Here is a 22396-nt window from a genome sequence, read left to right on the forward strand (position 1 = left end):
AATCGCGAAAAGCGATATTACGCGATTGTAGCGGATTAGCCGGACAACGCGTAACGTGGCGGACCCGGGGGTGTGTTACCGGTTGTGTCTTCCGGGGTGAGCGTAGTTTGCGCCAACGCACCCGCTGCCTGCCGTTCGCGAACCGCGCAAATTCGCTGCACGTAGGCAGCACGCGGGTTGTCGACGAATCCGTCTTCGTAGGCGACCACGCGCAGCCGCCCGCGCACGGCGTCGAGCAGTTCGCCGGGTTGCAGCAGAAACGCGGGATTCGACGGCTTGCCGATGCTGCCGTTGCCCGTCGCGAACGTTTCGTAAATCAGCACGCCGCCGGGCGCGAGCGCATCGATCAGATGCCCGAAGAGCGGCCGATGCAGATAGTTCGTCACGACCACCGCGCCGAACGTGCGGTGCGCCGGAATCGGCCAGGGCGCGCGTTCGATATCCGCCGCCAGCGTTTCGACGCCCGCGCATGCGTGCATCGAGGCGAGCGCCTCGGCGTCGCGGTCGATCGCGAGCACGCTCACCCCGCGCGATGCGAACCAGCGCGCATGCCGCCCGCTGCCCGCGGCGACATCGAGCACGGCGCCGCCGGGCGCAACGAGATGCGCCCAGCGCGTGACCCAACCGCTCGGCGCGCCGTCCATCAGTTGTAGGACAGGCCCATGGCCTCGCGCACGTCGCGCATCGTTTCCGTGGCGAATTTACGGGCCTTGTCGCAACCGTCCGCAACGATCGCGCGCAGCAGCGACGGATCGTCCATGTACTTCTGCGCGCGCTCCAGCATGGGCTGCTGCTCGCGCAGGATGCCTTCAATCACCGGCTGCTTGCATTCCAGGCAGCCGATGCCCGCGCTGCGGCAGCCCTTCTGCACCCATTTGTGCGTCTCTTCGTCGGTGTAGACCTCGTGCAGCTTCCACACCGGGCACTTGTCCGGATCGCCCGGATCGGTGCGGCGCACGCGCGCGGGGTCCGTCGGCATCTTGCGGACTTTCTGCTCGATGGTCGCGGCATCCTCGCGCAGCCCGATCGTGTTGCCGTAGGACTTCGACATCTTCTGGCCGTCGAGGCCCGGCATGCGCGACGCCTCCGTCAGCAAGACCTGCGGCTCGACCAGAATGATCTTGCGCGAGCCTTCCAGATAGCCGAAGAGGCGCTCGCGATCGTTCATCGACAGGCTTTGCGATTCCTGCAGCATCGCGCGAGCCTGTTCGAGCGCTTCGTCGTCGCCTTCCTGCTGATACGCGACGCGCAGCTCGTGGTACAGCTTCGCGCGCTTGCCGCCGAGCTTCTTGGCGGCGTCCATCGCCTTTTCCTCGAAGTCCGGCTCGCGTCCGTAGAGATAGTTGAAGCGGCGCGCGATTTCGCGCGTCATTTCGACGTGCGGCACCTGATCCTCGCCGACCGGCACGAGCGACGCGCGGTACAGCAGAATGTCCGCCGCCATCAGCACCGGATAGCCGAGAAAGCCGTAGGTGGAGAGATCCTTCTCCTTCAGCTTCTCGATCTGCTCCTTGTAGGTCGGCACGCGTTCGAGCCAGCCGAGCGGCGTGCCCATGCCGAGCAGCAGCGAAAGTTCGGCGTGCTCGGGCACGCGGCTCTGGATGAAGAGCGTCGCCTGCGCCGGATCGATGCCCGACGCCAGCCAGTCGATGAGCACCTCCCAGACGTTTTTCTCGATGACCTCGGGCGTCTCGTAGTGCGTCGTGAGCGCGTGCCAGTCGACCACCGCGAAGAAGCACGGGTACTCGGACTGCAGCCGCACCCAGTTTTTCAGCACGCCGTGGTAGTGGCCGAGGTGCAGCGACCCGGTGGGCCGCATGCCGGAGAAGATACGGTCAGGGAACATGATGTTATGGAAAGAGTGATGCGAGGGGATTCAGGATGGCCGACACCGCCGTATAGCCGACGTTCACGAGCGGCCCGAGCCAGAAGCGCGTCAGCACGCCCGTGACGACGAGCGCCATCACGATGAAGAAACCGTACGGTTCGAGCTTCGAAAACGCGATCGACGCGCGCACCGGCAAAAGCGCCATGACGACGCGGCCGCCGTCGAGCGGCGGCAGCGGAAACAGATTCAGCACGCCGAGCACGAGATTCACGCCGACGCCGGCGGCCGCCATGCGCGTGAGGAACTGCTCGTCGACGTGAAAGGCCGCGAGCATCACCGCGATCACGCCCCAGACGATCGCCTGCACGAAATTGCTGCCGGGACCGGCCGCGGCAACCCACAGGCTGCCCCAGCGCGGATTGCGCAGATTGCCGAACGCCACCGGCACGGGCTTCGCGTAGCCGAACATGAACGCGCCGCTCGTCACGAAATAGAGCACGATGGGAATCACGATCGTCCCGATCGGGTCGATGTGGCGCATCGGATTCATGGAAACGCGGCCCAGAACGTAGGCCGTGTTGTCGCCGAGCAGTCGCGCGGCATAGCCATGCGCGGCCTCGTGCAGCGTGATCGCGAAGATCACCGGGAGCGCGTAGACCGCGATGGTTTGTATCAGGGAAGGATCCATAGGGCGGTATTGTATCAAGCAGGCAGGGCTGGACAGGCGCGCGCGGCGGCGCCACACGCGCACATTTTCGCCCCATGATGTGCCGGAACACTTAATCGGGACTTACGCCCGTGTGCGTCACTGCGCGGCGCTTACGCCGTGAGCCCGAACGGTTCGAGACTGCCTCTCCCCGCGCGCACGAGCACTGGCTCCCCCGAAGAAAGATCGATGACGGTCGACGGCTCCGCCGGACACGCGCCCGAATCGATCACGAGGTCGATCTGCTTTTCGAGACGCTCGCGAATTTCGTCGGGATCGTTGATCGGCTCGGTGTCGGGCGGCAGGATCAGCGTCGTTGCGAGCAGCGGTTCGCCGAGCGCCTCCAGCAGATCGAGCGTGATCCGGTGATCCGGCACGCGCAGCCCGATCGTCTTGCGCGACGGATGCGAGAGCCGCCGCGGCACTTCCTTCGTCGCCTGCAGGACGAACACGTACGGCCCCGGCGTCACCGACTTGATCAGCCGGTATTGCTGATTGTCGACCATCGCGAAATTGGACAGCTCGGAGAGATCGCGCACGAGCAGCGAAAGCAGTTGCTTGTCGTCGATGCCGCGGATGCGCCGCAATCGCTCGACCGCGTCCTTGTCGTCGAGATGGCAGGCGAGCGCGTAGCTCGAATCGGTCGGCAGCGCGACGAGCCCGCCGCCGCGAATGATTTCCACGGCCTGATTGATGAGCCGCGGCTGCGGATTGTCCGGATGAATGCGAAAGAATTGAGACATGGCGACGCCTTCTTGTTTCGATCGTTATCGAAAAGGCGGCGCGCGGCGCGGACCGCGCGCAGTGACGCGCCTTCCCGGTGTTGCGTGCGGAAATACCGTTGATGCAAAGACCGTGCGCGCGGCAAGAACGCGCGCAGGGAAGCTAAACCCAGCGCTCCCAGACGGGCGTGAGATCGTCGGGCAGCGGCGGAAGCCGGCCGAGATCGACGCGCCCCTCGCCCGCGCCGTGGAAATCCGAACCGCGCGAGGCCTCGAAGCCGTAGCGGCGCGCGACATCGGCGTACTCGCGGTACTGGTCGGGCGTGTGGCTGCCCGTCACGACTTCGATCGCGTGGCCGCCGAGCTGTATGAATTCGTCGAAGAGCGCGGCGAACTCGACCGGCGTGTAGTCGTAGCGGCCGGGATGCGCGATGATCGGCTCGCCGCCCGCTCCCCGGATCCACCCGATCGCGTCCGCGAGCTTCGCCCAGCGATGCCCGACGAAGCCCGGCTTGCCGTCGCCGAGATAGCGCGCGAACACTTCCGAGGTCGATTGCGCGTAGCCCGCTTCGACCAGATAGCGCGCGAAATGCGTGCGCGAGATCATGTCGGGATCGTCCGTGTAGCGCAGCGCGCCTTCGTAGCAGTTCGGAATGCCGACCGCACCGAGCGCTTCGCCGATCGCCACGCCCCGCGCCGCGCGCCCGTTGCGCGTGGCTTCGAGCCCGCACAGCAGCGCTTCATTGGCCGGATCGACGTTCATGCCGACGATATGCACCGTGCGCGACGCCCACGTCACCGAAATTTCGACGCCCGGCAGATAGCCCATGCCCAGCGCCTCGGCCGCCTTCTTCGCTTCCTCCTGCCCGCCGAGCTGATCGTGATCGGTCAGCGACCACAGCGTCACGCCGTTCGCATGCGCGCGCGCCGCAACCTCGGCGGGCGCGAACTGGCCGTCGGATACGGTGGAATGGCAATGCAGATCGGCGTTCATCGTGGACTCGTGAGTTTCAATGACATTCTAACTGTAACGGCCTCATGCGACGGCAGACCCGCCGGTTATGCCGTTGCCGCGTTCCGTGCGGTTCATGCGGTTCATGCGCAAAACGCTTCGATCAGCGCGGCGACGCGTTCCGGCTGATCGTGATGAATCATGTGGCCGGCTTCGTCGACGATTTCCTCGCGCCAGTCGGGAAACGCGGCGAAACGCGTCTTGAACTCGGCGACGGGCGTATCGCCCGCGAAGCCCGCGAGCGTCGGCGAATCCTTCGCCTCGACGTGCAGCACCGGCGCGGCGACGCGCGTCCAGGCCGCGCTCACTTCATCCAGCCGATACAACGTCGGTCCCCGCAACTTGTGCGCCGGATCGGCAAGAAGATGAAAGCGCCCGTCCGCTTCCTCGCGCGACCAGTGCTGCGCGAGATAGCGCGCGCGTGCCAGCGGCAGACGCGGATTCGTGCGGATGAGCCGGTCCGCGACTTCGTCGAGGCTCGCGTAGCTGCGTAGCGCGGGCGGTACGCGCAGATCGTCGAGCCATTGCGTGAGACGCCCCGGCGCCTGCGAGGCGCGCGCCGCCGGCAGACCGAAGCCTTCGAGATCGACGACGCGGCGCACGCGAGCGGGCCGCACGCCCGCGTACAGCAGGCACACGTTCGCGCCCATGCTGTGCCCGACGAGATTCGCCGGCGCGCCCGGCGTGTAGTGATCGAGCAGCAGGTCGAGATCGGCGAGATAGTCGGGAAAGTAATAGTGACCGCCGCCCTGCTGCGCGACCGGCCAGTCCGACAGGCCGAAACCGCGCGCGTCGGGCGCGAGCACTTGCCAGTCGCCCGCGAGCGCATCGACGACGAACTGGAACGACGCCGAGACATCCATCCAGCCGTGCAGCATGAAGAGCATCGGTGCGTCGGGCGAACCCCAGCGGCGCACGTGCAGACGCACGCCGCGCGCGTCGACGAAATCGGAGCGCGATTCTTTCATGATGGGATCTTTGTGGAAAAAGGATGATCGTTCGATTATAGCGGCGGGTTCTGCGTCGCGTCGTCGAGGCCGGCGAGCGCACGCAGTTCGGCTTCGTCGAAGCCCGCGTCGCGACGCGCTTCGAAGTTGAACGGCCCGCGCAGCTTCGGCGCGTGGTATTGCGCGGCGAGGCGTTCGTAGGTCGTGTGCGGATCGAGACCCTCGCCGTCGCACAAATGACGGAACCAGCGATTGCCGATCAACACATGGCCGATTTCGTCGCGCAGGATCACATCGAGAATCGCTGCCGACGCGTGGTCGCCCGCCTGCGCGAGACGCTTTCTGATGGGCGGCGACGCGTCCAGCCCGCGCGCCTCCAGCGTGCGCGGCACGAGCGCCATGCGCGCGAGCACGTCGGCGCGCGTGCGCTGCGCCATCTCCCACAGACCGTCGTGCGCGGGGAAATCGCCGTAAGCATGGCCGAATTCGGCGAGCCGCGCGCTGAGCAGCGTGAAGTGATGCGCTTCCTCGGCCGCCACTTTCAACCAGTCGAGATAAAAATCAATCGACATGGAGGGAAAGCGCCAGACGGCATCGAGGGCCAGATTGATCGCATTGAATTCGATGTGCGCGAGCGCATGCAGCAGCACGGCGCGTCCCGCCTCGGACTGCATGCCGCGGCGCTTGAGCGACGACGGTTCGACGAGCTCGGGCCGCGCGGGCCGGCCGGGCAGATCGTCCGGTTCGTCGAACGCCGCGCCCGGCTCGATGCGCTCAGGCGCCGCCCGCGCCGCGTCCCACAGCGCGCGGGCGTGTGCCGCCTTGGCCGCGGGCTCGCGCTCGCGCAGGATGTGGAGCGCCGCGAGGCGCGCGCAGTGGCTCGGGTTTGGGGCAATCGCGGAGTCGTGCATCGAACTATCTCGAAAACGGCGTCGAAGGCGGCAGTCCGGCGGACGGATGTCGCAAACAGCTAAAATAGTAATCCCGGTGAACGCCGCAATCCGCGCAACGATCGCGCGGCAAGATCCGCCACGCCGCACCGGCAGGCGCGCATTTTAGCGCCGCCGCCGCGCAACGCGCCCCGCGCCTCATCCCCACGACACCACGCCCAGGAGACAATGTGGCCATCTACAAACTCGGCGACGACGCCCCCACCATCCACGAAAGCGTGTTTCTCGCGGATACCGCGACCATCATCGGCCGCGTGACGCTCGAGGAAAACGCGAGCATCTGGCCGGCGGCCGTCCTGCGCGGCGACAACGAGCCGATCGTCGTCGGGCGCGGCAGCAACGTGCAGGAAGGCGCGGTGCTGCACGCGGATCCGGGTTTTCCGCTCACGATCGAAAACGACGTCACCGTCGGCCATCAGGCGATGCTGCACGGCTGCACGATCAAGGAAGGCTCGCTGATCGGCATTCAGGCGGTGGTCTTGAATGGCGCGGTGATCGGCCGCAACTGTCTGGTTGGCGCGGGCGCTGTCGTTACCGAAGGCAAGGTGTTCCCGGACAACACGCTGATTCTCGGCTCGCCCGCGAAGGCGGTCCGCGAAATCGGCGAGGCGGATATCGCCCGCATGCGCGCGGCCACGGCAAGTTATGCCGACCGGCGCGAATATTACAAGGCGCAGCTCGTGCGCATCGGCTGAAGACCGGAAAGAACGAGCGAGCCCCAAACCCCAAGGAAGAGTTGTGAACGACCAGTTGCAGAAATTCATGTTCAACGCCGCGCCCGTGCGCGGCGAGATCGTTTCGTTGCGCAATACGTGGCAGGAAGTGCTCGCGCGCCGCGCCTATCCGCCGGCCGTGCGCAACGTGCTCGGCGAGATGATGGCCGCGTGCGCGCTGCTGTCGGCGAACCTCAAATTCGACGGCACGCTCGTCATGCAGATCTACGGCGACGGCCCCGTGAAAATGCTGGTCGTGCAGTGCAACTCGAACCTGTCGCTGCGCGCCACCGCGAAGCTCGCCGAAGGCGTGGAAGCCGAGCTCGAAAACGAGATGTCGCTTCCCGAACTGCTGAACCGTCACGGTCGCGGCCGCTGCGTCATCACCCTCGATCCCGCTGACAAGAAGCCGGGACAGCAGCCGTATCAGGGCATCGTGCCGCTGTCGGGCGAGCACGGTCCGCTTTCCTCGATGGCCGAAGTGCTCGAGCATTACATGCATCACTCGGAGCAGCTCGACACGCGCCTGTGGCTCGCCGCGGACACGGATCGCGCCGTCGGCATGCTGCTGCAGAAGCTGCCGGGCGATGGCGGCATCGTTCCCCATCCGGGCGAGCACGACGCCGACACCTGGCAGCGCGTCTGCCATCTCGGCAGCACGCTTTCGACGGAAGAATTGCTGAAGGAAGAACCGGAGACGGTTTTCAAGCGCCTTTTCTGGCAAGAGAACGTGCAGCACTTCGAGCCGGCGGCGGCGCGCTTCCAGTGCACCTGCTCGCGCGAGAAAGTCGGCGGCATGCTAAAGATGCTCGGCCGCGAGGAAGTCGACAGCGTGCTGGCGGAACGCGGCGAAGTCGAAGTGCATTGCGAGTTCTGCAACCAGCGCTACGACTTCGACTCCGTCGACGTTGCGCAACTTTTTGTCGCAAAAGAGCTCTCACAAGGGGTCAGTCCGGCGCCGGGACAGCGGCACTGAGCGCGGCTTTGGCACATGGCATCGCGTTTGTCGCGGATGCCGGGGCGCGGCGAGCGATCGCCACGCCCGCCCGCGGCGGGTCTCTCGCGAAATCCGCCGCGCGTTATGATGTGATTTTTGTTTAGTTGTCCGACCCGCTGGAGGTCGCAAAATGAAAACCGCAACGCTCAATCGGAATCTCATGTCGTGCATCGCCGGCGCGGCGCTCCTCGCCGGCTGCGCGATGGACCCGCCCGGCCCTTCGCCGATCTATAGCCGTCTGCCCGACAGCGCGCCCGCGCCCCAGCAAGCGCTCACGCCGCAACAGCAGATGGAACGCTACAACGCCATCGACAAGCAGGCGCTGAACGAATCGCAACAGGCCGCCGCCGCGGGCAATGCCGCGAAGACGATGTCGCAGTTCTACGCGCCCATGCCGGTGTCGGTGTATGGCGGATATTCGAGCGGCGGCTGGGGCGGCCCGTACTGGGGCACGGGCGTCGGATTCGGCACCTGGTGGTGAGCGGGCCGGATACACAACGGCGGAAAGAAAAATGGCGCGGTCGATGAACGCGCCATTTTTTTATGCAGTTCGATAAGACCGGGAAGCTACTGACCCGCCCCCTGCTTCTTCGCTTCCGCTTTTTCCTTCTGCGCTTTCTTGTCCAGATCGCGCAACTCCTGCTTCGAACGCGACACGGGATTCGGCACCACGCGCAACGGCGCCGCCGAAACCTGCCCGCGCGTCGAGCCGTTCATGCCCGGCACGTTCGCGGAGTTAACAGGCGCGGTCGAGTTCGGCGAGACGAACTGCACGAACACCTCGCTGTCCTTCACCATGCCCATTTCATAGCGCGCGCGCTCTTCCACGGCGGCGGTGCCGCCTTGCAGATCCTGCACTTCGCCCTGGACGCGCTCATTGCGCAAGCGCAGGTTCGTGTTCTTCTCCGTCTGCTGTGCAAGCTGCTGCTGCAATTCGTGCACGCGCAGCCAGCCGCCATGCCCCCACCAGAGCGGGTACTGGATCAACACCAGCAACAGAACCAGAACGACAGTTACGAGCCGCATTCACGTAGCCGAAATAAGCGCAGCCCGGCGGCCTCGATTGACTTCGAGAACCGTGGGCCGCGGGCTTCAAAAGATGACTTAACGTCCTTTATCGACTAAAGCGGCAAAAGCTTTAGCGCAAGTTGTAGAACGCCGACTTGCCGGGGTAGCTCGCGATATCGCCGAGATCTTCCTCGATGCGCAACAACTGGTTGTACTTCGAGATGCGGTCGCTGCGCGACAGCGAGCCGGTCTTGATCTGACCGGCGTTCAGGCCGACCGCGATATCGGCGATCGTCGAATCTTCCGTCTCGCCCGAACGGTGCGAGATGACCGCCGTGTAGCCCGCGCGCTTGGCCATTTCGATCGCCGCGAAAGTTTCCGTCAGCGTGCCGATCTGGTTGATCTTGATGAGGATCGAGTTGGCGATGCCCTTCTCGATGCCTTCCTTCAGGATGCGCGTGTTGGTCACGAACAGATCGTCGCCGACGAGCTGGATTTTCTTGCCGAGCTTGTCGGTCAGCAGCTTCCAGCCTTCCCAGTCGGACTCGTGCATGCCGTCTTCGATGGAGACAATCGGGAACTTGTCGGCGAGCGTCGCCAGATAGTCCGTGAATTCCGCCGACGACAGTTGCAGGCCTTCGCCCGCGAGCTGGTACTTGCCGTCGTGATAGAACTCGCTCGCCGCGCAGTCGAGCGCGAGCAGCACGTCTTCACCGGCGCGATAGCCGGCCTTCTCGATGGCTTGCAGAATGGTCGACAGGCATTCGTCGTTGCTGCCGAAGTTCGGCGCGAAGCCGCCTTCGTCGCCCACGGCCGTGCTCATGCCGCGTTCGGCCAGAATCTTCTTGAGCGCGTGGAACACTTCCGCGCCGCAGCGCAGCGCTTCGCGGAACGTCGGCTGGCTCACTGGCACGATCATGAATTCCTGGATGTCCAGGCTGTTGTTCGCGTGCGCGCCGCCGTTGACGATGTTCATCATCGGCACCGGAAGCTGCATCGCGCCGGAGCCGCCGAAGTAGCGGTACAGCGGCAGGCCGGCTTCTTCAGCAGCGGCCTTCGCGACCGCCATCGAAACGGCGAGCATCGCGTTCGCGCCGAGGCGCGACTTGTTGTCGGTGCCGTCGAGTTCGAGCAGGGTCTTGTCGAGGAAAGCCTGTTCCGAGGCGTCGAGGCCCATGATGGCTTCGGAAATCTCAGTGTTGATGTGTTCGACCGCCTTCAGCACGCCCTTGCCGTTATAGCGGCCGGCTTCGTCGTCGCGCAGTTCGATCGCTTCGCGCGAACCGGTGGACGCACCCGACGGCACCGCGGCGCGGCCCATCGTGCCCGATTCGAGCAATACGTCGCATTCGACGGTCGGATTGCCTCGCGAATCGAGAATCTCGCGGCCGATGATATCTACGATAGCACTCATGGTTTCCTCAAGAAATGACGATGAATTCTGTCAGTCACAACGAAGCGCGCCGCGCGGTTTTACACTTCGATACACCCTTCGGCGCACGCTTCACGGGCTTCGCTCAGACCTTCCCGATGACCGCCGGGTTCAGTTCCGGCGCACAGAGCGGTCGTTCGGGACCGGCGTTTTCGGTCCATGTGACCCCTCGCGACACGGGCGCCGATGGTGACGCCCGCGTTGCACTACCTGTTGCTGCCGATGCTCAGTTGAAATCGTTCTCGAGAAACGCGCCGCTTTTCACGGCGCGATCGATCGTGATGAGCGTATTGAGCAGCGCTTCCATATGGTGCAGCGGCACCGCGTTCGGGCCGTCCGACTTCGCGCACGCCGGGTCCGGATGCGTCTCCATGAAGAGACCGGCCACACCGGTTGCGACCGCCGCGCGCGCGAGCACCGGCACGAATTCGCGCTGGCCGCCCGAGCTCGTGCCCTGCCCGCCCGGCAACTGCACCGAATGGGTTGCATCGAACACGACCGGCGCGTTGGTTTCGCGCATGATCGCGAGCGAGCGCATGTCGGACACGAGATTGTTATAACCGAACGACACGCCGCGCTCGCACGCCATGAAGCGGTCTTCCGAGAGACCCGCTTCGCGCGCGGCGTCGCGCGCCTTGTCGATCACGTTTTTCATGTCGTGCGGCGCGAGAAACTGACCCTTCTTGATGTTCACCGGCTTGCCTGAGCGCGCGCACGCGTGGATGAAGTCGGTCTGACGGCACAGGAACGCGGGCGTCTGCAGCACGTCGACGACCGATGCGACCGCTTCGATTTCCTCTTCCGTGTGCACGTCCGTGAGAACGGGCACGCCGAGTTGCTTCTTCACTTCGCCGAGAATGCGCAGGCCTTCGTCCATGCCGGGGCCGCGAAACGACTTGCCGGAGCTGCGGTTCGCCTTGTCGAACGACGACTTGTAGATGAAAGGCACGCCGAGCTTCTGCGTGATTTCCTTCAGCCGCCCGGCGACGTCGATGGTCATTTGCTCCGACTCGACCACGCACGTGCCCGCGATCAGGAAGAACGGCTTGTCCAGACCGGCTTCGAAGTGACACAGCTTCATGCTTGCGCTCCCGCGGTGGCCGTAGCGCGCACCGGCGTCTTCGCGCCCGCGCCTTCGGCATGCGCGCGCGCCGCTTCGACGAACGCCTTGAAGAGCGGATGCCCGTCGCGCGGCGTCGAGGTGAACTCGGGGTGGAACTGCACGCCGACGAACCAAGGGTGCAGCGACTGCGGCAACTCCATCATTTCGGGCAAATCCTCGCTCGGGGTACGGGCGCTGATGATAAGCCCGCCGGCCTCGAGCTGGGGCACGAAACGGTTATTGACTTCATAACGGTGACGATGACGCTCGTTCACATCGCTGCCGTAAATCCGCTCGGCCATCGTGCCGGGCTTGATCGGGCATTTCTGCGAGCCGAGACGCATCGTGCCGCCGAGATCCGACTCTTCGCTGCGCTTCTCGATGCGGCCCGCGCGGTCGTACCACTCGGTGATGAGCGCGACGACCGGATTGTTCGTGTCCTGATCGAACTCGGTGGAATTCGCATCGGCGAGGCCGGCGACGTCGCGCGCGAATTCGATCACCGCGAGCTGCATGCCGAGGCAGATGCCGAGATACGGCGTCTTCGATTCGCGTGCATAGCGGATCGCCTTGATCTTGCCTTCCGTGCCGCGACGGCCGAAACCGCCCGGCACCAGCACGGCGTCGAGATGCTTCAGCGCATCGGTGCCTTCGGCGTCGATCTGCTCCGAATCGATGTACTCGATGTTGACCTTCGTCGACGTATGAATGGCCGCGTGACGCAGCGCTTCGATGAGCGACTTGTACGACTCCGTGAGCTCGACATACTTGCCGACCATGCCGATGGTCACTTCGCTCTTCGGGTTCTCGAGCTTCTGCACGAGGTCCGACCACATCGAGAGATCGGCGGGCGGCGGCGCGAGCTTCAGCTCCTCGCAGATGATGTCGTCGAGATGCTGGTCGTTGAGCATCTGCGGAATCTTGTAGATGCTGTCCGCGTCCCACACGGAGATCACGGCGTCTTCCGGCACGTTCGAGAACATCGAGATCTTCGAGCGCTCGTCGTCGGGAATCGGGCGGTCGGCGCGGCACAAGAGCACGTTCGGATAGATACCGATTTCGCGCAGCTTCTGCACGCTGTGCTGCGTGGGCTTGGTCTTGAGTTCGCCCGCGGTCGCGATGAACGGCACCAGCGTGAGGTGCACGAAGCACGCGCTGTTGCGGCCCATGCGCAGGCTCATCTGACGCGCGGCTTCGAGGAACGGCAGCGATTCGATGTCGCCCACCGTGCCGCCGACTTCGACGATCGCCACGTCCGGCTGGCCGCACGTCGCCGCTGCGGCGCCGCGCTCCACGAAAGCCTGGATTTCGTTGGTGATGTGCGGAATGACCTGCACCGTCTTGCCGAGATACTCGCCGCGGCGTTCCTTGCGGATTACCGATTCGTAGATCTGGCCGGTGGTGAAGTTATTGGCCTTGCGCATCTTCGTGCTGATGAAGCGCTCGTAGTGGCCGAGGTCGAGGTCGGTCTCCGCGCCGTCTTCCGTCACGAACACTTCCCCGTGCTGAAACGGGCTCATCGTGCCGGGATCGACGTTGATGTAGGGATCGAGCTTGAGGAGAGTGACTTTGAGACCGCGCGATTCGAGGATCGCGGCGAGAGAGGCGGCGGCAATACCCTTGCCAAGGGACGAAACTACGCCGCCGGTGACGAATACATATTTGGTCATCGCTAGATGCTCGCGGGAAAAACGGATTATACCGTAAAGGCAGGTTCCCACGAAGCGCGAGCGTGACCGGAATTGACTACAAAACCGCGCATTTCGGCGTCATTTTTGCGGAACGCGCCGCCGGCGGTTCGTCAAGTCCCGTGCGTCGATTTACCCGGCTGCGTCACGCCGAAACGCGCATTGCCTCCAGCAGGCGCTGCACGGCGCGCGCGGTGTCGATCGGGCGTTCCATCGGAAAAAGATGGCTGCCCTCCATCCATTCGAAATAGTCCCCGGCGATGCGCCGCGTCATGCCGAGTCCCACCTGGCGCACCTCGCGCGAGCGCGTCCCCGCGACGAAACCGACCGGCACCGGCGCACCGTGCGCGAGCCGCGCGCCGAGCGTGTGCGGCAGCGTGCGATAAATCAGATATTCGACGTGCCGATCGAACGCCAGCGCACGCGCGCCGTTCGCCTGAGCCTGCGGAATGCCGAAATCGACGTAATCGGACAGCATGCGCTCGTCCCAGCGCGCGAACGCGGGCTTCGCGAGGAAATGCCGCCAGGCCTCGTCGCGGCTCGCCCAGCGCGTGCGGCGTTTCTTGGTCGCGGCGGCGGGCGACAGACGCTCGTCCAGCCCGGTCCATTGCGTCACGCGCAGAAGACCGCTTTTCCAGCCTGCGATCACTGGAGAATCGAGCATCACGACGCCCTTCACCCATTGCGGGCGCTTCAACGCCGCCATCATCGAAAGATAGCCGCCGAGCGAATGCCCGACGAGCCACACTTTCGGATGATCGCCGTCGGCCTCGCGGCGGTAGCGGCCCATGTCGTCGATGAGCTGATCGACGAGATACGGCCAGTCGCGCGTGACCGGAAAGCGCGCGTCATGCCCGATGCGCTCGATGCTACGAATGTCGTAATCGTCGGAGAGCTCGGCGAACATCGTGCGATACGTCGACGCAGGAAAACCGTTCGCGTGCGAGAAATGGATGATGTCCTTCAAGCGGCTCCTTGGTTTTTCTAGTGATTCATCCAGTAGCGCGCGTGCGTGTCCCGATAGCGTTCGAGCACGATGTCCGAACCGATGTCGATGCGCGCGGCGCCGTCGTCGTCGCTGCGCGACAGCGCGATGCCGCGCAGCCCGTAGCGCGCGAACACGGTCGGATGCGGATGGTGAAAACGGTTGCGATAGCCTACCTGAAATATCGCCGCGAGCGGCCCGACGGAATCGAGGAAAGGCTCGGTGGACGAAGTGCGGCTGCCGTGATGCGGCACGATCAGCACATCGGCGCGCAACGCACCTGCCTCGCGCGCGATCAGCATGCGTTCGACGTCCGCTTCGATATCCGCCGCGAAGAGCGCCGCGCGCCCCGCCGCGCTCGTCGCCTTCAGCACGCACGACTGATGATTCGGCGTGCCGGCGAGCGGCCCCGGCTCGGGCCACAACACGCGAAACTCGACGCCGTCCCAGGTCCACCGCTGCCCCGCCACGCAGCGCAGCGTATCCGCGCCGCGCGCGCGTGCGCCCGGCCAGAGCGGGTTTGTCGCGGGCAGCGACGCGAGCAGTTGCCGCACGCCGATCGATTGCAGCACGGCCGGCGCGCCGCCCGCGTGATCCGAATCCGAATGGCTGATGACGAGCGCATCCAGCGTGCGGACGCCCGCCGCCTGCAGATACGGCACGGTGATGCGCTCGCCTGCGTGCGTCGATTCGGGGCCGGGGCCGGCATCGAAAAGCAAGGCGTGACGCGCGGTTTGAACGACGAGCGCCGAGCCTTGCCCGATATCGAGCGCAGTCACGCGAAACGCGCCTTCGGGCGCGGGATGCGACGCGGGCGCGAGCAAGGGCAGCCACGTCAGCGGCGCGGCGAAGCGCAGCGGCCAGCCGCGCGGCGCGAGCGCCCACGCGACGCCGACGCACGCCGCCGCGAGCGCGAACGCATCCGGGCGCGGCAGCATCCACAGCGGCGCCGGCAGGGAATCGGCGAGGCGCGCAAGCACATCGATCAGCACGGAAAGCACGGCATGCGCGGCGTGCAGCATCGGCGCGTCGAGCGGCGCGGGAAGCAGCAGGCCCGCGAGCGTGGCCGGCGTGACGAGCACGCTGATCCACGGAATCGCGAAGGCGTTTGCGAGCGGCCCCAGCAAAGGAATTTGCGAGAACCAGTAGACAGTGAGCGGCGCGAGCGCGATCGTCACCGCAAACTGCACGCGCACGCTCGACGCGGCGTGAGCCCGCGCGCGCCGCGCCAATCGCGCGACGAACGCGATCAGCTTGCGCTTGCGTGACGGCTGCGGACGCTCCGGACGCTGCCCGACCTCGCTCGGATCGACGCGATCCCACTGATCGATGTCGTCGCGATCCTGCGCCGGCGCTTGCGATTCGACTCGCCCCGCCGCCGCGATCGCATGCAGGATCGCGGCCACCGCGCCGAACGACAGCCAGAATCCCGGCGACGTCACCGCCCACGGATCGGCGAGCAGCACGCACGCGAGCGCCCAGAGCAGCACAAGCGACGATGCAGGCCGCCGTCCGCACAAAAACGCGGCCCCGACGATCAGCAGCATGCAGAGCGTGCGCTGCGCGGGCACGTTGAATCCGGCGAGCGCCGCGTAGAACGCCGCGAACAGCGCCGCGCCCGCCGCCGACACCTTCGGCGCGGCCACGAAGAGCGGCGCGCTCGCGCCCCGCCATCGCGCGCGCTTCCACACGAAGCCCGCGACAAACGCGGACAGCCCCGCGACAAAGCCGATATGCAGGCCCGAGATGGCGACGAGATGGCTCGTGCCGGTCGCGCGCATGAGCGACCAGTCGGCGTCGCTGACGGCGTCCTGCGCGCCCACCGCGAGCGCGACGACGATCCCGCGATGCGGCGCGTCCCCAAGCACGTTTTCGATGCGATCGCGCGCGCGGGCGCGCAGCCGGTCGATCGCCAGGCGCGGACCGTTGGCATCGGAAGGCAAACGCCGCGGCGCGCGCGCCGCCGACACGGAACCCGTCGCGCGGATGCCGCGTTCGAGCAGCGTCGCTTCGCCGTCGCGCAGGCCGAAGTTCGCGTTGGCGTGCGCGCGTTTCAGGCACGCGACGAGCGTCCATCGCGACCCGGCCGGGAGCTGCGTGCGGTCCGCTTCCATCCACGTCAATCGCACGATGCGTGGAAAGTCATGCAAATGCGCGCCATTCGCCTCGACTTCGAAGAGAAAGCGTGTGCCGTCGGTCTGCTGCTCGGGCAGCCCGCGTACGAAGCCCGTGAGTTCGATATCGCGTTGTTCGTATTCGACGGGCAAGTGCTCGCGCAGCGCGACATCGGCGCGCGCGGCGGCATACGCGAAACCGGCCGCGCAGGCCGCGATCGCCAGGCTCACCGTGCGCACGCGCGGCTTCATCGCACTCAAACCGAGCGCGGCGAAAAACACCGCGCAGCATGCGCACCATGCAACGCCATCCGGCAAGCGAGCCTGCTGCTGCAACCCCCACACACCCAACGCAAAACCCAGCAGTATCGCCCGCACTTCTCCCTCGCCGTTTCGTGACCGCGAACGCATGCGCGCCGGAAGCGCTCCGGCGCAATTCAGCGTCGATCGAAACGATTATGACGAGGCGAGCGCGAGCCGTGGGAGCGCGGCGTGAGCGTTAGCCGTTGTGCCTAGGGAAAGCGCGTTTTCGTCGATGCCGCGCAGCTGCGCGAGCACTTGCGCGATCGCCGCGACCTGATCGGGCGAATTGCGCTGCTTGTAGCGCCAGGACGGCGCGATATCGGGCGCATCGGTTTCGAGCACGATCGAGCCGAGCGGAAGTTCGGCCGCGAGCCGCCGGATTTGCCGCGCGCGCTCGAAGGTGAGATTGCCGCCGAAGCCCAGATGCATGCCCTGCGCGATGAACGCCTCGGCCTGCTGGAAGCTGCCGTTGAATGCATGCGCGATGCCGCGATGAATGCCGTGCACGCGCAGGCCCTTCAGCACCTTGTCCTGCGATTTGCGCACGTGGCAGATCACCGGCAGATCGAATTCGCGCGCGAGCTTCAGTTGCGCGTCGTAGAAGAACTGCTGGCGCGCGTCGTCGAGCGTCGGCACGAAATAATCCAGCCCGATCTCGCCGATGCCGACGAAGAGCGGATCGTCGAGACTCGCTTCGATTTCATCGCGCAAGATGCGCAGATCGTCTTCGTGCGCGCCCGGCGTGAAAAGCGGATGGATGCCGAGCGCATACGCGCCGCCCTCAATGCGATGCGCGAGCTTGCGCACCGTGCCGAAATTGCTGCGGTCGACGCCCGGAATCACGATGCGCGCGACGCCCGCGGCCCGCGCCGCATCGGCGACGGCGTCGCGGTCGGCGTCGAACTCGCCGGCATCGAGATGACAGTGCGTATCGATCCACATGACGCCTCCCGCGAACAGAACGCCTTAGACCGGCACCGACGGCTCTTCGTGCAGCACGCCGTCGCGCAGACGCATGATGCGGTCGCAGCGCGCGGCGAGATCCTGATCGTGCGTGACGATCACGAAGCTCGTCTCCAGCGTCTGCGACAGCTCCAGCATCAGGTTGAAGACAGTGTCCGCCGTGCCGCCGTCGAGATTGCCGGTCGGTTCGTCGGCGAGCACGCAGGCCGGACGCGTGACGAGCGCGCGCGCGATCGCCACACGCTGACGCTCCCCGCCCGAGAGCGCGCCCGGCCGATGCTTCGCGCGATGCCCGATGCCCACGCGCTCCAGCATGGTCTGGGCTTCCTTGCGCGCGTCGTCCTCCGACATGCGGCGGATGCGCAGCGGCATCGCGACATTGTCGAGCGCCGTGAATTCCGGCAACAGATGATGGAACTGGTACACGAAGCCGAGCGCGCGGTTGCGCAGTTCGTTGCGCTCCTTTTCCTTCAGTTCGGTGAACGGCTTGCCGAGCAGCGAAACACGGCCGGCGCTCGGTTCGTCGAGACCGCCGAGCACATGCAGGAGCGTGCTCTTGCCCGAACCCGACGCGCCGACGATCGCGAGCTTCTCGCCCTTCATCACGTCGAGCTGCGCGTTGTCGAGCACCTGCACGTTGAAGCCGCCCTGCACGAACGTCTTCGAGATCGCGGAGGCCTGCAAAACGATATTGGTTGCGGGAATCATGTCACTCATAGCGCAGCGCCTCCGCCGGACGAACCTTCGCGCCGCGCCAGCTCGGATAGAGCGTCGCGAGCGACGACAACACAAACGCGATGACGCCGATCTTGGCCACATCGCCCGGCACGAGCTCGGAGGGCAGCTCGCTGATGAAATACACCGAAGACGGCAGGAACTGCACGTTGAAGAGATGCTCGATCATCGGCACGAGCCACGGAATGCTCCACGCGATCAGACAGCCGAGCGTGACGCCCAACGCCGTGCCGATGAAGCCGATCGTCACGCCCTGCACCACGAAAATTTTCATGATCGAGCCGGGCTGCGCGCCGAGCGTGCGCAGGATGGCGATATCGGCCTGCTTGTCGGTGACGGTCATCACCAGCGACGACACCAGATTGAACGCCGCCACCGCGATGATCAGCGTGAGGATGATGAACATCATGCGCTTTTCGATCTGCACGGCGGAGAACCAGGTCTTGTTCTGCTGCGTCCAGTCGCGGATGTAAAGATCGCCCGACAGCGTGCGCGCGAGCTGGCGCGCGACTTCGGGCGCGCGCTGCATGTCTTTCAGACGCAGGCGCACGCCGGTCGGCGCGGGCAGGCGAAAGAGCGCTTGCGCGTCGCGGATTTCGATGAGCGCAAGCGTCGAATCGTATTCGTAGTGGCCCGACTCGAAGATGCCGACCACCGTGAACTGCTTCAGGCGCGGCATCATCCCGGCGGGCGTGATGGTGCCTTCGGGCGCGACGAGCGTGATCTTGTCGCCGTCCATCACGCCGAGATTGGCCGCGAGATCCTTGCCGAGCACGATGCCGAATTCGCCCGGCTTCAGGTCCGTGAGCTTGCCCGCGCGCATTTCCTTCGCGATGTCCGACACTTGCGGTTCGAGCGTCGGCTCCACGCCGCGCAGCGCGACCCCGCTCACCGCGCCCTGGCGCGTCAGCAGCGCCTGCGCTTCGACATAGGGCGCCGCGCCGATCACTTCGGGATTCTTGCGCGCTTCCTGCGCGGTCAGTTGCCAGTTGGGCATGGAGCCGGTCGGCGAGAAGATTTCGACGTGCGCGAGCACCGAGAGCATCCGGTCGCGCACTTCCTTCTGGAAGCCGTTCATGACCGACAGCACGACGATCAGCGCGGCGACGCCGAGCGCGATGCCCGCCATCGACACGAGCGCGATGAACGAGATGAAGCCGTTGCCCGTGGTGCGTTTGCTGGCGCGCGTATAGCGCCAGCCTATCTGCCATTCGTACGGAAGTTTCAAGCGATTCCTTTCTGCTGCTGTCCAGCGTTATTGCGCCCCGATGGCGCAAATTTGCGAAAGTTTGCCATATGTGACCCGGATGGGACGGCAGCGTTCGTGAAAGCGCGCGGCTTTTCCACAGACGCAGCGGCTCAGCGCTTTGCCCTACAATGCCGAGCATCATGCCCGTTCACCACCTCCATCTCCTGCTGCCGTTCGCGCTGCCCTCGGCCGCGGACGCCGCCACCGCCCTGCACGGACTGGAGAGCGCGGCGCTCGACAAGCTGCTTGCGCGCGCCACGCTGGAAGAGCGCGTCATCGGCGAGGATTTTCAGCGCACGCTGCCGCACGAACGCTGGATCGCGCGCCGCTTCGACGCCGTCACGTCCACCGACCGGCGCTATGCCGACGACGCCCCGCTCGCCCCCTACATGCTGCTCGCCGACGGCGGCACGCCCGGCGATGCGCTGTGGGCCTGCATCGAGCCGGTGCACGTGCGCATCGCGCACGATCATCTGGTGCTGATCGACCCCGACACGCTCGGCGTGCATACCGAAGAAGCGCGCGTGCTGCTGCACACCGCGCGGCCCGTGATCGAAGAACTCGGCGTGCAACTGCAGGCGCCGACGCCGCTGCGCTGGTACGTGTCGGGCGAAGCGCTCGGCGCGCTCGCGGGCGCGTCGCCGTTGCGCGCGACGGGCCGCAACATCGAAATCTGGCTGCCGCACGAAGCCCGCACCGGCGAACGCTCGCGCGCGTGGATGAAGCTGCAGAACGAAGTGCAGATGGCGTGGTTCGAGCATCCGCTCAATCTCGAGCGCGAATCGCGCGGACTGCCCGCGATCAACTCGATCTGGCTGCACGGGCAAGGCCTGCTGCGGCCCGTCACGAGCCCCTTCGCGCACGTCATGTCCGACGCCGCCGCGACGCGCGGGCTCGCGATCGCGGCGGGAATCAAACCCGGCGCGCCGCCCGAGTCGTTCGCGGCGCTCGCGGGCGGACTGACGGAAGGCAGCACGCTCGTCGAGCTGAATCCGTTTTCCGCGCCGTTCATCGAGCAGGACTGGGCGCGCTGGAACGCGTCGCTGAAGTCGCTCGAAACCGCGTGGTTCGCGCCCGCGCTGCAAGCGCTGACCGATGGCGCGCTCGGCCGCCTGAGCCTCACGCTGTGCGGCGACAGCGGCTCGGTCACGCTTTCCGTCACGCGCGCGGACTTGCGCAAGTTCTGGCGGCGCCGGCCGATCGCCGCACTCTTCATCGAATAAGGTTGCTCCCAGCATGACGCGAATCGTCACCCGCGCGCCCTCTCCCGCCGACGCCGAAGCGCTGATGCGCCACGGTCTGCATCCCGTCATCGCGCGCCTGTACGCGGCGCGCGGCGTGACTACACCCGACGAAGTCGAAACCGAGTTCAAGCGCCTGCATGCGCCCGCCGCGCTGAAAGGCTGCGACGACGCCGCCGCCGTGCTCGCCGAAGCGCTCGCCGCGGGCAAGCGCATGGTCGTGGTCGCCGATTACGACTGCGACGGCGCGACCGCCTGCGCCGTCGCCGTGCGCGGCTTGCGCATGTTCGGCGCGAGCGTCGATTATCTGGTGCCGAACCGCTTCGAATACGGCTACGGCCTGACGCCAGAAATCGTCGAGCTGGCTGCGCGTTCGCCGCGCGGCGCGCCCGATCTGCTCGTCACGGTCGATAACGGCATCGCGAGCGTCGAGGGCGTCGCCGCGGCGAACGCGCTCGGCATCGACGTGCTCGTCACCGATCACCACCTTCCCGGCGACGAATTGCCCGCCGCGCGCGCGATCGTCAATCCGAACCAGCCGGGCTGCGAATTTCCGAGCAAGTGCATCGCGGGCGTGGGCGTGATGTTCTATGTGCTGCTCGCGTTGCGCGCGGAATTGCGGCGCCGCGGCGCGTATGCCGACGGCACGCCGGAACCGCGCCTCGACGGGCTGCTCGATCTCGTTGCGCTCGGCACGGTCGCCGACGTCGTCAAGCTCGATTGCAACAACCGCATTCTCGTCGCGCAAGGGTTGAAGCGCATTCGCTCCGGGCGCATGCAGCCGGGCATCGCGGCGCTCTTTCGCGCCGCCGGCCGCGATGCGCGCACGGCATCGGGCTTCGATCTCGGATTCGCGCTCGGTCCGCGCCTGAACGCGGCGGGACGTCTGTCGGACATGTCGCTCGGCATCGAATGCCTGACCACCGACGATGTCGGCCGCGCCTGGGAACTCGCGCAACAGCTCGACGGCATGAACCGCGAACGCCGCGAGATCGAGGCCGGCATGCAGCAGCAGGCGCTCGCCGAACTGCAGACTTTCGATTGCGGCGAGCGCGCGACGCTCACGCTGTACGACGCGAGCTGGCATCAGGGCGTGATCGGCATCGTCGCGGGGCGGCTGAAGGAGCGGTTTCATCGGCCGTCGTTCACCTTCGCGCACGCCGACGAAAGCGGCGTGCTGTGCAAGGGCTCGGGCCGCTCGATTCCCGGCTTTCATCTGCGCGACGCGGTCGATCTCATCAGCAAGCGCGAACCCGGCCTCATCCACAAGTTCGGCGGTCACGCGATGGCCGCGGGCCTGACGCTCGCCACCGCCGACATTGCGCGCTTCACGCAGGCGTTCGAGACGGTCGGCCGCGAGTGGCTGACGGCGGAAACGCTCGCGCGCACCGTCGAAACCGACGGCGAACTGGAAGACGCCTACTTCACGCCGCAATTCGTCGAGATGCTCGACGCCGCAGTGTGGGGCCAGGGCTTTCCCGCGCCCACATTCTCGGGCGAGTTCGAAGTCGCGTCACAGGCGCTCGTGAAGGACAAGCATCTGAAACTGTCGCTCCTGCGCGGACGCCAGCGCTTCAACGCGATCTGGTTCAATCACGTCGATCCGCTGCCGCCGCGCGCGACGGTGGCGTACCGGCTGGTCAGCGATTCGTGGAATGGGGTGGCGCGGGTGCAGTTGATCGTGGAGCACGCGGCTTAAAA

The 22396-nt window shown here is 66.0% G+C and carries 21 protein-coding genes; 5 read left to right on the top strand and 16 right to left on the bottom strand.

Going from position 1 to position 22396, the window contains the following annotated elements; genetic code table 11:
• Positions 1 to 35: 35 nt before the first annotated feature.
• From AWB70_RS24300 to AWB70_RS24330, 7 genes are all read right to left on the bottom strand, one after another.
• The gene (locus AWB70_RS24300; RefSeq protein ID WP_053568454.1) at positions 36 to 644 is read right to left on the bottom strand and encodes a class I SAM-dependent methyltransferase; all 609 of its coding nucleotides are present in this window, start codon (positions 642 to 644) and stop codon (positions 36 to 38) included.
• Positions 644 to 1846 carry a tryptophan--tRNA ligase gene (locus AWB70_RS24305; RefSeq protein ID WP_014191812.1) on the bottom strand — a complete coding sequence of 401 codons (1203 nt, stop codon included), beginning with the start codon at positions 1844 to 1846 and terminating at the stop codon, positions 644 to 646. Before AWB70_RS24305 ends, AWB70_RS24300 begins: the two co-directional genes overlap by 1 nt.
• Before the next feature lie 4 nt (positions 1847 to 1850).
• Positions 1851 to 2516: a site-2 protease family protein gene (locus AWB70_RS24310; protein WP_014191813.1), complete on the bottom strand. Its 666-nt coding sequence runs from the start codon at positions 2514 to 2516 to the stop codon at positions 1851 to 1853.
• Between the two features lie 131 nt (positions 2517 to 2647).
• Positions 2648 to 3277: an L-threonylcarbamoyladenylate synthase gene (locus AWB70_RS24315; protein WP_053568455.1), complete on the bottom strand. Its 630-nt coding sequence runs from the start codon at positions 3275 to 3277 to the stop codon at positions 2648 to 2650.
• Positions 3278 to 3419: 142 nt separating this feature from the next.
• Positions 3420 to 4250 (bottom strand): 3',5'-nucleoside bisphosphate phosphatase, encoded by an 831-nt coding sequence (locus AWB70_RS24320; RefSeq protein ID WP_053568456.1) that lies wholly within the window; start codon positions 4248 to 4250, stop codon positions 3420 to 3422.
• A gap of 101 nt (positions 4251 to 4351) precedes the next feature.
• Entirely contained in the window at positions 4352 to 5236 is an 885-nt protein-coding gene (locus AWB70_RS24325; protein WP_053568457.1) for an alpha/beta fold hydrolase, read from the bottom strand.
• Positions 5237 to 5271: 35 nt separating this feature from the next.
• Complete coding sequence (locus tag AWB70_RS24330) at positions 5272 to 6126, bottom strand: ferritin-like domain-containing protein (protein WP_053568458.1); 855 nt, start codon at positions 6124 to 6126, stop codon at positions 5272 to 5274.
• A gap of 209 nt (positions 6127 to 6335) precedes the next feature.
• On the opposite strand from AWB70_RS24330, the gene AWB70_RS24335 reads away from it, so the two are divergent.
• From AWB70_RS24335 to AWB70_RS24345, 3 genes are all read left to right on the top strand, one after another.
• Entirely contained in the window at positions 6336 to 6860 is a 525-nt protein-coding gene (locus AWB70_RS24335; RefSeq protein ID WP_053568459.1) for a gamma carbonic anhydrase family protein, read from the top strand.
• Positions 6861 to 6903: 43 nt separating this feature from the next.
• Complete coding sequence (gene hslO / locus AWB70_RS24340) at positions 6904 to 7854, top strand: Hsp33 family molecular chaperone HslO (RefSeq protein ID WP_053568460.1); 951 nt, start codon at positions 6904 to 6906, stop codon at positions 7852 to 7854.
• A 151-nt stretch (positions 7855 to 8005) separates the two neighbouring features.
• A complete protein-coding gene (locus tag AWB70_RS24345) occupies positions 8006 to 8356 on the top strand; it encodes a hypothetical protein (protein WP_053568461.1) in 351 nt (116 codons plus the stop codon).
• 86 nt (positions 8357 to 8442) lie between these two features.
• Here the strand turns inward: AWB70_RS24345 and ftsB are convergent, their stop codons facing one another.
• From ftsB to AWB70_RS24390, 9 genes are all read right to left on the bottom strand, one after another.
• On the bottom strand, positions 8443 to 8901 hold the full coding sequence (gene ftsB, locus AWB70_RS24350; RefSeq protein WP_014191821.1) for a cell division protein FtsB: 459 nt from the start codon (positions 8899 to 8901) through the stop codon (positions 8443 to 8445).
• A 112-nt stretch (positions 8902 to 9013) separates the two neighbouring features.
• Positions 9014 to 10297, bottom strand: coding sequence for a phosphopyruvate hydratase (gene eno, locus AWB70_RS24355; protein ID WP_014191822.1), 1284 nt, complete (start codon positions 10295 to 10297; stop codon positions 9014 to 9016).
• A 244-nt stretch (positions 10298 to 10541) separates the two neighbouring features.
• Positions 10542 to 11396, bottom strand: a complete 855-nt coding sequence (gene kdsA, locus AWB70_RS24360; RefSeq protein ID WP_014191823.1) for a 3-deoxy-8-phosphooctulonate synthase — start codon at positions 11394 to 11396, stop codon at positions 10542 to 10544.
• Positions 11393 to 13087, bottom strand: a complete 1695-nt coding sequence (gene pyrG, locus AWB70_RS24365; protein WP_014191824.1) for a CTP synthase — start codon at positions 13085 to 13087, stop codon at positions 11393 to 11395. Before pyrG ends, kdsA begins: the two co-directional genes overlap by 4 nt.
• A 163-nt stretch (positions 13088 to 13250) precedes the next feature.
• On the bottom strand, positions 13251 to 14072 hold the full coding sequence (locus tag AWB70_RS24370; RefSeq protein WP_053568462.1) for an alpha/beta fold hydrolase: 822 nt from the start codon (positions 14070 to 14072) through the stop codon (positions 13251 to 13253).
• A 17-nt stretch (positions 14073 to 14089) separates the two neighbouring features.
• Positions 14090 to 16582: a ComEC/Rec2 family competence protein gene (locus tag AWB70_RS24375; protein WP_053568463.1), complete on the bottom strand. Its 2493-nt coding sequence runs from the start codon at positions 16580 to 16582 to the stop codon at positions 14090 to 14092.
• Positions 16583 to 16660: 78 nt separating this feature from the next.
• Positions 16661 to 17449 (bottom strand): TatD family hydrolase, encoded by a 789-nt coding sequence (locus AWB70_RS24380; protein WP_053568464.1) that lies wholly within the window; start codon positions 17447 to 17449, stop codon positions 16661 to 16663.
• A gap of 24 nt (positions 17450 to 17473) precedes the next feature.
• Positions 17474 to 18187 (bottom strand): lipoprotein-releasing ABC transporter ATP-binding protein LolD, encoded by a 714-nt coding sequence (gene lolD, locus AWB70_RS24385; RefSeq protein WP_053568465.1) that lies wholly within the window; start codon positions 18185 to 18187, stop codon positions 17474 to 17476.
• The gene (locus tag AWB70_RS24390; protein WP_014191829.1) at positions 18180 to 19433 is read right to left on the bottom strand and encodes a lipoprotein-releasing ABC transporter permease subunit; all 1254 of its coding nucleotides are present in this window, start codon (positions 19431 to 19433) and stop codon (positions 18180 to 18182) included. Before AWB70_RS24390 ends, lolD begins: the two co-directional genes overlap by 8 nt.
• A 149-nt stretch (positions 19434 to 19582) precedes the next feature.
• On the opposite strand from AWB70_RS24390, the gene AWB70_RS24395 reads away from it, so the two are divergent.
• Both AWB70_RS24395 and recJ read left to right on the top strand, forming a co-directional pair.
• On the top strand, positions 19583 to 20677 hold the full coding sequence (locus tag AWB70_RS24395; RefSeq protein ID WP_053568466.1) for a hypothetical protein: 1095 nt from the start codon (positions 19583 to 19585) through the stop codon (positions 20675 to 20677).
• Positions 20678 to 20690: 13 nt separating this feature from the next.
• Entirely contained in the window at positions 20691 to 22394 is a 1704-nt protein-coding gene (gene recJ, locus AWB70_RS24400) for a single-stranded-DNA-specific exonuclease RecJ (RefSeq protein ID WP_053568467.1), read from the top strand.
• The last annotated feature ends 2 nt before the right edge of the window (positions 22395 to 22396 follow it).

The sequence above is a fragment of the Caballeronia cordobensis genome (genome assembly GCF_001544575.2).
Taxonomy (GTDB): Bacteria; Pseudomonadota; Gammaproteobacteria; order Burkholderiales; family Burkholderiaceae; genus Caballeronia; species Caballeronia cordobensis.